Source organism: Kouleothrix sp. 19917 (assembly GCF_057073505.1).
In genome coordinates this window covers 5,345,809-5,359,432 of record NZ_CP097099.1, presented here as the reverse complement: position 1 = coordinate 5,359,432, position 13,624 = coordinate 5,345,809, and the positions used below count along the sequence as shown (strand labels likewise).

The 13,624-nt window shown below is 64.8% G+C and carries 6 protein-coding genes and 1 riboswitch; of the genes, 5 read left to right on the top strand and 1 reads right to left on the bottom strand.

Annotated elements, in window-relative coordinates; translation table 11 throughout:
• Positions 1 to 124: 124 nt before the first annotated feature.
• A complete protein-coding gene (locus tag M1P90_RS21680) occupies positions 125 to 3,892 on the bottom strand; it encodes a tetratricopeptide repeat protein (protein WP_483697459.1) in 3,768 nt (1,255 codons plus the stop codon).
• Between the two features lie 332 nt (positions 3,893 to 4,224).
• Here M1P90_RS21680 and fsa point away from each other — a divergent pair, with 332 nt between their 5' ends.
• The 5 genes from fsa (at position 4,225) to M1P90_RS21655 (ending at position 13,484) form a co-directional block, all read left to right on the top strand.
• Positions 4,225 to 4,872: a fructose-6-phosphate aldolase gene (gene fsa, locus M1P90_RS21675; RefSeq protein ID WP_483697458.1), complete on the top strand. Its 648-nt coding sequence runs from the start codon at positions 4,225 to 4,227 to the stop codon at positions 4,870 to 4,872.
• Positions 4,873 to 4,948: 76 nt separating this feature from the next.
• On the top strand, positions 4,949 to 7,012 hold the full coding sequence (gene tkt, locus M1P90_RS21670; RefSeq protein ID WP_483697456.1) for a transketolase: 2,064 nt from the start codon (positions 4,949 to 4,951) through the stop codon (positions 7,010 to 7,012).
• Between the two features lie 464 nt (positions 7,013 to 7,476).
• Positions 7,477 to 8,994 (top strand): sensor histidine kinase, encoded by a 1,518-nt coding sequence (locus M1P90_RS21665; protein ID WP_483697455.1) that lies wholly within the window; start codon positions 7,477 to 7,479, stop codon positions 8,992 to 8,994.
• 31 nt (positions 8,995 to 9,025) lie between these two features.
• On the top strand, positions 9,026 to 9,466 hold the full coding sequence (locus M1P90_RS21660) for a response regulator (protein ID WP_483697453.1): 441 nt from the start codon (positions 9,026 to 9,028) through the stop codon (positions 9,464 to 9,466).
• Positions 9,467 to 9,541: 75 nt separating this feature from the next.
• A riboswitch (SAM riboswitch) is annotated at positions 9,542 to 9,715 on the top strand.
• A gap of 64 nt (positions 9,716 to 9,779) precedes the next feature.
• Complete coding sequence (locus M1P90_RS21655; protein WP_483697452.1) at positions 9,780 to 13,484, top strand: methionine synthase; 3,705 nt, start codon at positions 9,780 to 9,782, stop codon at positions 13,482 to 13,484.
• The last annotated feature ends 140 nt before the right edge of the window (positions 13,485 to 13,624 follow it).

Sequence of the window (13,624 nt, the reverse complement as noted above, 5' to 3'; positions counted from 1 at the left end):
GCGGGTTGCAGGTTGAAAGTTGCAAGTTTGCAGGGTCGAAAGTTACAGGCTGCAGATTGCAAGCCTAATCCCAAAACCCCAAACCCTAAACCCTCGTACGGTTGCAGTTCGTGCCACTCAGCATTCACAACTCCTGCGACCTGCCACCCGCTGCAAGTGCCTCGGCGCTGGCTTCTTCCCACCCCAGCGCCTGCCCAGCCGACCACGCGGCGGCAAATTCGGCAGGCGGTAACTCTTCCTGGGCGGCAGCTCTGGCCTGATCGAGTATGTCGCGCTCCAGCCGCTCCAGCATAATACCCAGCTCGGCAACATAGCGCGCCGCGGCACTGAGCCAGCGCACGCCCTGCGCAAGCTGCCCCGGCCCGCCTGCGCCGCCCACCTGGCTGGCGGCAAGCCCTGCCAGCGCAATCGCCACTTGCGTAGGGTAGCCCAGCTCCAGCGCGAGCCGCAGCGTGGTGCGGTAGTGGCCGGCCGCTTCTGCCCAGCGCCCATCGCTGAGCGCCACCAGGCCGAGGTTCGTTGACGCGATCACCATGCCGTGCTGGTCGCCAAGCTCACGCACCAGCGCCAGGCTTTCTTCGGCGCGGGCGCGCGCGGTGGCATAGTCGGCCTGATTGAGCGCAATCATGCCCAGGCTGCCGAGCGCATACACAATGCCGGGGCGGTCGCCGAGCTTGCGCGAAAGCAGCAGGCATTCTTCCACCAGGCGGTGCGCCTGCTGGCCCTGGCCTTGCGCATCGGCAACCATGGCCAGGGCAAGCAGGGCGTGTGGCAGCTCGGGCTGGGCATCGAGTGTGCGGAACAGATCGAGCGCCTGCTCGTAGGCCGCGCTGGCATTGGCATAATCGCCCTGATCGAAGGCGGCGCGGCCCAGAATACCGCGCGCCTGCGCCACGCCCAGCAAATTGCTGGCCTGGCGGGCCATACGCTCGCTGTCGCTGGCAGCCTGTGCCATGCGTGCATAATCGCCCTGCACGCGATAGATGCGCGCCAGGTCCTGCAAGATTTCGGTGATGCCCGCTGCATCGCTCAGGCGTGTATACAGCGCGCTGGCTTCCAGCAGTTGCGCTTCGGCTTCGTCCAGCGCGCCTTGCAGGCGACGGACGCGCCCCAGCCCGGCCAGCGCCGCGCTGCGCTCGGGGGCGGCGGGCGCGTGCGCAAGCGCGCTGGCGTAGCGTGCCGCCGCTTCGTCCCAATTGCCGGCGCGCGTCTGCACGCGCCCGAGGTCGATCAGCACTGCCGGCTGCGCGGCTGGCTCAGTGAGTTCGAGCAGATGCTCGAAATATTCAGCGGCGATGGTGTGGGCATAGCTGCGCGCTGCCGCGTCGCCGGCCAGGCGGTAGAACTGGCGCTGTTTGGCGGTGTTGCTGCTTTGGCCGTAGTGGTAGGCCAGCAGGTCGAGCGGCAGCGCGGCGGGCGGGCGGGTCGTTTCGAGCCAGGCGGCGAATTGCTCGTGCAGGCGGGCGCGAATGGTTTGCGGCAGGCTGGCGTACACCACCTCGCGTGTCATCTGGTGCTTGAACAGGTAGGCCGGCTCGTTCGCGCCTTGTTCTTGCAGAATAAGCTCCTGCCGGTCGAGCGCGCCCAGCTCGCCAGCCACCGGCCCGGCCGGGCCAAGCTGCGGGTACACGCCCCACAGCTCGCTTTGCGCAAAGCGCCGGCCGATCACGCTGGCGACCTTCAGCAGCAGGCGGGCCGGCTCGCCCAGCTGATCCACACGCGCAATCAGCAGGCGCTGCAGGCTGGTGGGCAGCTCGATTGGCTGGTTGCCTGCGCCATGTTCCAGCACATAGCTGCTCAGTTCTTCCAGGAAAAACGGGTTGCCCTCGGCGCGCTCGACAATCTGCTGCACCAGCGCCGGGTCGGCTGGCGCGCCAAAACGCTCGCGCAACAATGCTTCCGCATCGGCAGCGGCGAGCGCGCCCAGGTGCAGCACCAGGCTGTGCGGCAGCCGCTCGACATGGCGCAGGCGCGGCGCGTCGGGGTCGTGGCGGTAGGCTAGCAGCAGCGCGATTGGGTAGTCGGCGATGGCGCGGGCGATGGCGATGAGCAGGTCGAGCGATTGCGCGTCGAGCCAGTGGCAATCTTCGAGCACCAGCAGCACGGGCTGGTGGCGCGCGATGGCGCGCAGGCAGTCGATCAGCAGCGCTTCCAGCGAGGCCGCGCGCAGCGCCGCATCCATCTCAGCGGTCAGGCGCGTTTCGGGAAGGGGCAGGCCAAGCAAAGGGCCGAGCAGCGGCAGGCGCGGCAGTGTTTCGGGGTTGATGCTACCAAGCTGCGCCGCCAGGGCCGCCATGTCAGCTGCCAGATTGGCCGGGGCGGGCAGCCCAAGCAAGGCACGCCAGATCGGCCGCCACGCCAGAAACGGCGATTGCCGGCCCGACGATTCGGCCGCGCCGCCATACACCTGAAAGCCAGCCGCCTGCGCGCCGCGCACCATCTCGGCGGCGAGCCGGCTTTTGCCCTGCCCGGCCTCGCCGGTGATGGCAACCACCTGGCCCTGGCCGCGGCGCGCGGCCCCGAGCTGTGCTTCCAGGCGGGCGCGCTCGGCCACCCGGCCTATCAGCGTGCCACGCTGCGTGAGTTCAAGCTGGCCCAGCTGGCGCTCGGCCAGGCCAGTGGCAAGCTGCCGCACCGGCACAGGCTGGGCTTTGCCGCGCAGCACAACCGGCGGCAGCGCAGCCCAGCGCGCGTGCGGGCCGGCCGCGCGGCTCACGTCGTCGGTCGCCAGCACCTGGCCGGGCCGCGCAAGCTGCATCAGGCGCGCGCCAAGGTTGGCAGCATCGCCCAGCGCGCCATAGGTCTGGCGGCTGGCTTCGCCATAGGTGCCGGCGCGCATTGCCCCGGCCGCGAGCCCGATCTGCGTGCCGCGAATGAATGCCAGCTCGGGCGGCGGCGCAAGCAAGGCGGCGGCCGCTGCCACCGCCCGCGCGGCGTCGTCGCCGTGCGCAATTGGCGCGCCAAACGCGGCATAGAAATAGCTGCCTTTGTCGCCCAGCGTGAGCTGGAGCAGCGAACCGCCGTGGCGCGCGAGCAGGCGCTGCACCCAGGCCACATAGGCAGTAAGGGTGGCGCGCATATTTGTGGGGCTGTCGTCGATTCCGGCGAAGCGCGCAAACAGCGCCACTGCCGGCCGCAGCTCGGTGAGGAACTCACTGTCGCTGTGGCGCAGGCGCTCCCACACCGCTGGCAGCAGCCACGGGCGAATCTGCTCGGCGCTCAGCGCGCCAGGCGCGAGCGGCTGCCAGGGCTGGGGTTCAGCGGGCCGCGCCAGCCCAGCCAGCGCGAATGCCCGGTCGCCCGGGCCAAGCGCGCGCCACGCCCCTTGCGTGCCTGCTTCTGCCAGCGCCAGCATTATGCCCGCGTCGAGCAGCACATCGCCGCGCTCGGCCTGTTCTTCCAGCTGGCCGGCGCGGCTGATTGGAGTGCCAGCCAGCACATCCAGCAGCTGAATCGCTGGGTCGCCCACCAGCAGGCGCCGCGCCGGCCCGGCCGCCACCGCGCACTTCAGGGCAAGTGGCGCTGCCCCATCCAGCAGCTGCGGCCCCCTGGCGAACTGCGCCGTTGTGGCCTGAAGCGCCAGCGCGGCAGTGGCCGCCTGCAGCCCGGCATCGCCCACAAACCAGCAGGTAATTGCATCGCCGCTAAATCCCACCACGCTGCCGTGGAAGCTGTGTACATGCTCAATCAGCGCGCTGAACATTCGGTTGAGCAGCGCCGTCATTTCTTCCGCGCCGCGCTGCGGGCCAAACGCCAGCGCATAGGCTTCGGTCAGGGCTGTAAAGCCCGAAAGATCGGCAAAAAGAACGGCACCAGCCGTCTGCTCGGGCAGAGGCTTTCCCTGTGCGAGCGCCAAGCGCCGGTCGATCGGGATGAAACTGCTCAGGTCCATTCCGGGCCACACTCACAGTTCTAGGCGTGGTTTATGCAGAAGCACATGCACGGTGCATTGTAGCCCCGCGCAAGCCTGCGCGCAATGACTGAAACGCCACGTACTTTCACGAGACTATTACCTGGAATATGCCGACCGCACAGATCGTGCGTGTTATAATCGTTTCTATCCAGCCCGCATCGTCTCGGCCAGCGTTCCTCGTACTTTGGAAAGTGTACCCTCGCCAAAAGAAGAGGGCCAGATGTCGTCTTTTGGCGATTTTCTTCACAAAGTGCTGTACGGTATCATCAATCCATCTGCACAGGGCAACAGCAGATGCAAAGGAGCTTAGCATGCAAATCTACCTCGACACCGCCAACATCGACGAAATCCGTGAGGCCGCCAGCTGGGGCATTCTCAGCGGCGTGACGACCAACCCGACGCTGATTGCGCGCGAGAAGGGCGCCGACTTCAAAAGCACCATCAGCGAAATTGCGACGCTTGTGGATGGCCCGATCAGCGCCGAAACCGTCTCGCTCGACGGCGAAGGGATGATCAAGGAAGGGCGCGAATTTGCGCAGTGGCACCCGAACGTGATTGTGAAAGTGCCAAGCACCACCGAGGGCCTGAAGGCGGTGTCTCAGCTCGCCAAAGACGGCATTCGCACCAACGTCACGCTGTGCTTCAATGCCGCCCAGGCGCTGCTGGCCGCCCGCGCGGGCGCGTTCATCATCAGCCCGTTTGTGGGCCGCGTCGACGACACCGGCGTTGAGGGCATGCAGCTCATCCGCGAGATCGCCCAGATTTACCGCCAGGACGACCAGATCAAGACGATGATTCTTTCGGCCTCGATCCGCAGCCCGCGCCACATCATCGACTCGGCGCTGGCCGGGGCGCATATCGCTACCTGCCCGTTCAAAGTGCTGCAGCAGAGCATGAAGCACCCGCTGACCGACAAGGGCATCGAGCAGTTCCTGGCCGACTGGCGAGCGCGACAATAGAAAGGAGCAGTTTTGGGCGTTGCGAGATTGAGTTTCAATAGCTCAACTCAACACTCAGCACTCAAAACTCAAAATTATGGAATACAACGATACCGATCAACTGGCCGTCACAACCCTGCGCATGCTCTCGATCGATGGCGTGCAGGCCGCCAACTCGGGCCACCCGGGCTTGCCGCTCGGCGCTGCGCCCATGGCCTACGCGCTGTGGTCGCGCCACCTGCGCTTCAACCCGCACGATCCGCACTGGCCCAACCGCGACCGCTTCGTGCTTTCGGCCGGCCACGGCTCGATGCTGCTGTACAGCCTGCTGCACCTGTTTGGCTACGACCTGTCGCTCGACGAGCTGAAGCACTTCCGCCAGTGGGGCTCGAAAACCCCCGGCCACCCCGAGTTTGGCCTGACGCCCGGCGTGGAAGTCAGCACTGGCCCGCTTGGCCAGGGCTTTGCGAATGGCGTGGGCATGGCGATTGCCGAGGCCTTTCTGTCGGCCTCGTACCGCCAGGGCGAGAGCTCGCCAATCGACCACTACACCTACGCAATCGTCTCCGACGGCGACCTGATGGAAGGCGTGGCTTCGGAAGCCGCCTCGCTGGCCGGCCACCTCAAGCTCGGCAAGCTGATCTACCTCTACGACGATAACCTGATCTCGCTTGACGGCCCGACCAACCTGGCCTTCACCGAAGATGTGGTGGCGCGCTTCGACGCCTACGGCTGGCACACCGTGCGCGTGCACGACGGCAACAACCTCGACGAGATCGACGCGGCGATTCGCGCGGCCCAGCAGGATGAGCGCCCGTCGCTGATTGCGGTGCGCACAATCATTGGCTTTGGCAGCCCCAAGGCCGGCACCAGCAAGGCACATGGCGAGCCGCTCGGCACCGACGCGGTGCGCAAGACCAAGGAATATTTCGGCTGGGACCCCGACAAGACCTTTGTGGTGCCAGAAGAAGCAGCAGCGCGTGCGCGCGAGGCGGGCGAGCGCGGCGCGAAGCTGCAGGCCGCGTGGAAGCAGCAGCTCGAAAGCTACCGCAGCGAGCACGCCGACGCCGCCCGCCGCTTCGATACCTCCTTTGGCGGCACGCTGCCCGAGGGCTGGCAAAAGGCGCTGCCAAGCTTCCCGGCCGGCACCGAGCTGGCCACGCGCGAGGCCGCTGGCAAGGCGCTCGATGCGCTGCGCGAAGAAATTCCCTGGATGCTCGGCGGCTCGGCCGACCTGGCCGGCTCGACGCGCACGCCAATGGTGACGGATGGCAGCTTCCAGCCCGGCACCTACGGCAGCAACGTGATCTGGTTCGGCGTGCGCGAGCATGCCATGGGCGCGGCGCTCAACGGCATGTCGGCCCACGGCGGCGTGCATGCCTACGGCGGCACCTTCCTGACCTTCTCCGACTACATGCGCGGCGCGGTTCGTGTGGCGGCGCTTTCGCACCACCCGGTGACGTATGTGTTCACGCACGACAGCATTGGCCTGGGCGAAGACGGTCCGACCCACCAGCCGATCGAGCATTTCGCCGCGCTGCGCGCCATCCCCAACATGACGGTGATTCGCCCTGGCGACGCCAACGAGGCCAGCTACGCCTGGCGGGCCGCGCTGGAAAACACGCACGGCCCCACAGCACTTATCCTTAGCCGCCAGAAGCTGCCAACCTTCGACCGGGGCAGCATGGGCGCGGCCGATGGCACCCTGCGCGGCGCGTATGTGCTGATCGAGGCCGAAGGTGGCGCGCCCGAGCTGATCCTGATGGCGACTGGCTCCGAGCTGTCGCTGGCGGTCGAGGCGCACGGCAAGCTGGTGGAGCAGGACGTCAAGGCGCGTGTGGTCAGCTTCCCGAGCTGGGAATTGTTTCTCACCCAATCGGACGACTACCGCGCCAGCGTGTTGCCGCCGAGCGTGAGTGCGCGCATCTCGATCGAGGCGGGCGTGGGGCAGGGCTGGCACCGCTGGGTGGGCGACCACGGCGACGTGATGAGCATCGAAAAGTTCGGCGCGTCGGCCCCCTACAAGGAGATCTACCAGCACTACGGCCTGACCGTGGGCGATGTGGTGGATCGCAGCCTGCGCCTGCTGGGCCGTGGCGGCAGCAACGCTGGCGGCGAGCAGGTGCCGGGCAGCGCCGCGCCGTCGGAAGGTCATTCCTAGCGCGCTTTCAGCGCAGGGTTTAGGGTTTGGAGAATAGGGTTTGGTGATTGCAATGCAGAAACTCTTCCCTAAGTTCCGATCGCTTTCCTGATACTGCACGAGCGCGGCTTTTCGGACAGGACTTTCGCTTGCAGGGATGCATGATTCAATTCCTTGTCACTTTTTTGCGCTGCAGCGCAAAAAAGTGACAAGAAAAAGAAATTCTACCTTGCCCGCCGCAGGCGTAAATCCGCCTGAGCGAAAGTCCTATCGAAATCCGTTGCTGGTTATGACCAAAGACGAATGACGAACAACGAAACGCAATGCGGTCAAACGAAGCTGGTGGCTCACGCAAGCCGCCAGCTTCACTATTTCCTGGCCCGGCCAGATTGTCATACACTTGTCACCAGAAAACTATAGTCAATGATACATTCGATCGTACAATAGAGCTATTCCGACCTGTGGCGTACTGAAAGCGCACACCTGTGGCAACGATCGACCAGACCGATGTAAACGAGCCGCGCCTGGAAGAGTACACGCAATCGCTGCGTGAAGACGTCTTTGTTGTGCTGCTTTATTCGTTGGGCGGCCTGGGCTTGCTGCTGCTGTGTATTGGCCTGGTTGGCATGCCCGCAACGCGGCTGAGCATGTATATGGGCATTGCCCTGATGCTGAGCTACTGGCTGGCCGACAAGCTGCGCCGTCGCAAGAACTACCCCGCCGCCGTCTGCGCGTTTCTGGCCGGCATCATGGCCGCGCTGGCCGCGTCGTTTGCCTTCTACCCGCTCGACAGCAACCCTTTCATCTTCTTCACGCCACTCCTGATCGCCGCCAGCGGCATTCTGCTGCAGCCGCGCACCGGCTTTATCACTGCCAGCGCCGCAATGCTATTGATGGCGCTGCTGGCCCTGCTGCTCGGGCAGCACGATCAGATCTGGCACCTGCCATTTCTGGCGGCCACCGTCCTGAGCTACCTGAGCGCAACGGTTTCCATGCTCACCTCGCAGAGTTTTGCCGCCGCCGTGGAGTGGGCGATCGACAGCTACCACAAGGTCGAACGGCGCGAAACACAGCTTTACGAAAGCGAAAAACAGCTTCAGCGCGCACTGCGCGACCAGGATTACCTGAACAGCCAGCTGCAAAACAGCAACAAGCAGCTTGAAAATGCCCGCGCCGTTGCCGAATACGCCAACCGCATGAAATCGCACTTTGTGGCAAACATGAGCCACGAGCTGCGCACGCCGCTCAACGCGATCATTGGCTTTTCCTACATTCTCAAGCAAGAGCTGAAAGGCCCGCTTGCGCCCGAGCAGCACGACTACATGGGCCGAATTTACGACTCGGGCAACTACCTGCTCAAGCTGCTGAACGACATTCTCGACAACGCCAAGATCGAGGCCGGGCGGCTCGATTTGCAGCGCGAGCCAAGCCAGATCGAGCTGGTGGTGCAGGAAGCGCTGATCACCGCCAGCAGCCTGACGCTGGGCAAGCCGATCATGCTGCGCAGCGAGATTGCGGGCGACCTGCCCCTGGTGTATATTGACCGTGTGCGCGTGGCACAGGTGCTGCTGAACCTGCTCTCGAACGCGGTGAAATTCACCGAGCACGGCAGCATTACCCTGCGCGTCTATGGCAGCGCGGGCGAAGCACAAGCCGACGCCAGCCAGGTGATTGTCGAGGTTGAAGATACGGGCATTGGCATCGCGCCCGAAAATATCGACATTATTTTCGAAGAATTCCGCCAGGCCGACGAAACGCTTTCGCGGCGCTACAGCGGCACTGGCCTGGGCCTGCCAATCAGCCGGCGCCTGGTCGAGCTGCATGGCGGCCAGCTGAATGTCACAAGCAAGCCCGGCTACGGCTCGACATTCCGCTTTACCGTGCCGGCCGTCACTGCCGAAGACATGTGCGCCGTGAGCGAGCGCATGAGCATGCCGATCAAGGTCGAAGAAGCCGAGTTCCTTTCAACCCAGCCCGAGTCAAGCCCGGCAGTGCTGAATTAACCGCTGCCACCATTGCATGCAGGTGAATGATATGACGCAACCATTTGCGCGCCAGCACAACCGAACACCGATCGACAACCCGGAAAATGCGTATATCATCCTGGTTGAAGACGATCCCAATTCCTACCTGGTGATCGAAGAGCTGCTGAAATATGCTGGCTTCAAGCACTTCTACCATCGCGGCAGCGGCGCCAAGCTCATCCAGCTGATCGAGGCGCTGCCCCAGGTCGATCTGGTGCTGCTCGACATTGGCCTGCCCGGCGAGGATGGCTTCTCGGTGCTCAAGCGCCTGCGCGCTCACCCACAATCGGCGCGCGCGCATATTGCCGCCGTCACCGCCAACATCATGCACCAGACGCGCCTGCGCGCCAAGGATGCCGGCTTCGACAGCTTTATCAGCAAGCCCATCCACCCCGACAAAATCTGCGAACAGATCCGCCGCATGCTTGGCGGCCACACCTTCTGGTGGTAGCCAGCCGTTGCGCAATGTGCAACACGGCGTTGACAAGCCCGCCCCCGGCTGCTATACTGCGCGCCAATTGAAGACCGCTCATCAAGAGGGGTGGAGGGAACGGCCCTGTGAAACCCCGGCAACCCCCGAGCCATTTACGATTTTGGATGTACGATTTACGATTGCGGCCTCACATTCGTAAATCATAAATCGTCAATCGTAAATCTCGGCACGGTGCTAACTCCGACAGCGCAAGCTGGGAGATGAGGAACACACAGCCTCACGCCAGCGCGTGGGGTGTTTTTATGCCCAAAAACCAGGAGAATACTATACTGTGACACACGCCACCAAACCCACCTACCTCGAAGCGCTGCGCGAGCGCGTGCTGCTCTACGACGGCGCAATGGGCACCAGCATCGACACCTTCAACCTCTCCGCCGACGACTACGGCGGCGAGCGCACCAACGGCAACCGCGACTACCTGGCAATTGCGCGCCCCGACGTGATCGAGCAGATTCACGCCTCGTTTATGGAGGCCGGCTGCGATGTGCTGGAAACCAACACCTTCCAGAGCACGCGCCTGCGCCTGGAAGAATGGGGCCTGGCCGAGCGCACCGCCGAGCTGAATATCGCCGCCGCGCGCCTGGCCCGCAGCGTGGCCGACCGCTACCAGGCGCAGGATGGCCGCCCGCGCTATGTGGCTGGCTCGATTGGCCCAACCGGCAAGCTGCCTTCCTCCGACGACCCCGCGCTGTCCAACATCACCTTCGACGAGCTGTCCGACATCTTTTTCGAGCAGGCCAGCGCGCTGATCGAGGGTGGCGTGGATGTGCTGCTGGTGGAAACCAGCGTCGATATTCTGGAAGTGAAGGCCGCGCTCGATGGCATCCGCCGCGCAAAGAAAGCAACCGGCAGCAGCGTGGCCGTGCAGGCCCAGATCTTCCTCGACCTGTCGGGACGCATGCTGCTCGGCACCGAGGTGCCGGCCGTGATCGCCACGCTGGAAGCCATGCCGGTGGATGTGATCGGCCTGAACTGCAGCACCGGCCCCGAGCATATGCGCGAGGCGATTCAGTACCTGTGCGCGCACTCGCGCCTGCCGATTTCGTGCATCCCCAACGCCGGCCTGCCGATCGAGGTCGATGGCGAGACCGTGTACCCGATGGAGCCCGAGCCATTTGCGCGCATCCTGGGCGGTTTTGTGCGCGAGTATGGCGTGAATGTGGTGGGCGGCTGCTGCGGTACCACGCCCGCGCACCTGCGCGCCCTGCGAGCGGCGCTTGGCTTCGAGCGCGCCCCCGCCGAGCGCGAGATCGAATACATTCCCAGCGTTTCGTCGGGCGTGAAGGCCGCCGCGCTGCGCCAGGACATCACGCTCACAATGATTGGCGAGCGCGTCAACACGCTTGGGTCGCGCAAAGTCAAGCGCCTGCTGCTGAACGACGACTACGACGGCGTGCTGGAAGTTGCGCGCGAGCAGGTGGACGGCGGCGCGCACCTGCTGGACGTGTGCGTGGCCACCACCGAGCGCCCCGACGAGCAGGATCAGATGGTCACGCTGGTGAAAAAGCTGACCATGAATGTCGAGCTGCCGCTGGTGATCGACACCACCGAGGCCGACGTGCTGAAGGCCGCGCTGGAAACCTACCCTGGCCGCGCGGTGATCAACTCGCTCTCGCTGGAAGGCGGGCGCGGCGAAAAGCTCGACCGCACGCTGCCGCTGCTGGCGCGCTATGGCGCGGCGGCCATGGCGATGACGATTGACGAAGACGGCATGGCGCACACGGCCGAGAAGAAGCTGGCGGTTGCTCAGCGCATTGCGCAGATCGCGCAGGACGAGTATGGCGTGCCGGCCGAGGCGCTGATCTTCGACGTGCTGACCTTCCCAATCACCACCGGGCAGGAAGAGCTGCGCCGCGCCGCGATTGAAACGATCGAGGGCATCCGCGCCGTCAAGCAGAACATCCCCGGCTGCTTCACCACGCTGGGCGTTTCGAACCTGAGCTTTGGTGTCGCGCCGCACGCCCGCGCCGCGCTCAACTCGGTCTTTCTCAAGCACGCCGTCGACGCCGGCCTCGACACGGCAATCATCAACCCGGCGCACGTCACGCCCTACGCCGAAATTCCCGACGAGCAGCGCGCGCTCTGCGAAGACCTGATCTTCAACCGGCGCGAGGACGCGCTGGCGCGTTTCATCAACTTCTACGAGCAAAACGCCGCCGCCGAAACCGAAACCCGCGCCGACCCGACCGCCGGCATGACGGTGGGCGAGCGCCTGCACTGGAAGATCGTCCACCGCAAGAAAGAAGGCGTCGAAAGCGATATCGACACGCTGATGGCCGAGCGGATGGGCATCACGCCCGACGCTGTAAGGGCGCAGCAAGTAGCGGCGCAGCAGCCCGCAGCAGAGGCGCAGCAGCCCGCAGATCCTTCAACAGGCACAGGCCCTCAGGCTGCTGCGCCCCGACAAGAAGAGCAAACAATGCCGCGTGGCGAAGCCGCCGTCGACGTACTGAACGACGTGCTATTGCCCGCAATGAAAGAAGTGGGCGACCTGTTCGGTTCGGGCCAGCTCATCCTGCCCTTTGTGCTGCAAAGCGCCGAGGTGATGAAAAAGGCTGTCGCGCATCTTGAACTGTATCTCGATAAGCTCGAAGGCTCTACCAAGGGCAAAGTCGTGCTGGCGACGGTGTATGGCGACGTCCACGACATTGGCAAGAACCTGGTGCACACGATTCTCGCCAACAACGGCTACACCGTCTACGACCTGGGCAAGCAGGTGCCGCTTAACACGATCATCGAGAAGGCAGTGGAAGTGGGCGCCGACGCGATTGGCCTGTCGGCGCTGCTGGTGAGCACCTCGAAGCAGATGCCGCTGTGCGTGCAGGAGCTGCACCGGCGCGGGCTGAGCTTCCCGGTGCTGGTGGGCGGCGCGGCGATCAACAAGCAGTACGGCCAGCGCATTACCTTTGTGGCGGATGAGGAACCCTACGAATCGGGCGTGTTCTACTGCAAAGACGCCTTCGAGGGTTTGGAGACGATGGACAAGCTGGCCGACCCGGCGGTGCGCCCGAGCTTTGTGCAGCAGACGATTGTGGACGCGGCGCAGGTGCTGCGCCAGAAGCAGCGCGGCCGTGTGGCGCTGGCCGAGCTGGGGCAGGCCACCCGCGGCGACACGGCGCGCTCGAATGTGCGCCGCGACGTGCCGGTGCCGACGCCACCCTTCTGGGGCACGCAGGTGGTCACGCGCATCAAGCTGCAGGACGTGGTCGATTGCCTCGACCGCAATGCGCTGTATCGCCTGCAATGGGGCGCGAAAAACGCCAAGGGCGCGGAGTGGGAGCGGCTGAAGGGCGAGTTCGACGTGAAGGTGCGCGAGCTGCTGCGCGAGGCCGAGCGCGATGGCTGGCTGGAGCCGAAAGTGGTGTATGGCTACTTCCCGGTGCAGAGCGACGGCAACGAGCTGGTGGTGTACGATCCAGCTTCGCTAACCCCCAACTCCCAACCCCGCGAACTGACGCGCTTCGTGTTCCCGCGCCAGCCCGAGCGTGAGCGACTGTGCCTGGCCGACTACTTCCGCGCCGCCACCAGCGGCGAGTACGATGTCGCAGCCTTCCAGATCGTAACCATGGGCACGCGCGTCGACGACCTGACCGAGGAGTTGCAGCGCGCGGGCGACTACAGCCGGGGCTACTATATCCATGGATTGAGCGTGTCGCTGGCCGAGGCGCTGGCGGAATACACCAACCGCGTGGTGCGGCAAAGCCTGGGCCTGCGCACTGAGCCCGGCTCGAAAACCGGCGAGCGCGGCAAGCGCTACTCGTGGGGCTACCCGGCCTGCCCCGACCTCGACGAGCACGCCAAGCTGTTCGCGATCCTGCCGGCCGAGCGCATTGGCGTGACGCTCACCGAGGCATTCCAGCTTGTGCCCGAGCAAAGCACCGCCGCAATTGTCATTCACCACCCCGACGCGAAGTACTTCAGCATCGGCTCGGTGGCCGAGCGCGCCGAGGGCGATGTCGCGGCGATTGAGGCGTAGCTGGCGGCAAAGCCGCTATCATAACTGCTTCAGGCGCAGCGCCCAGCGGACAATTTCACATTTTCCCGACGTTATTAGCGTCCTTAGCCTTCGGCAGAGCGGTACTCGTCCTTTTCTTTGTATGCAGTGTTCTGCGCTAC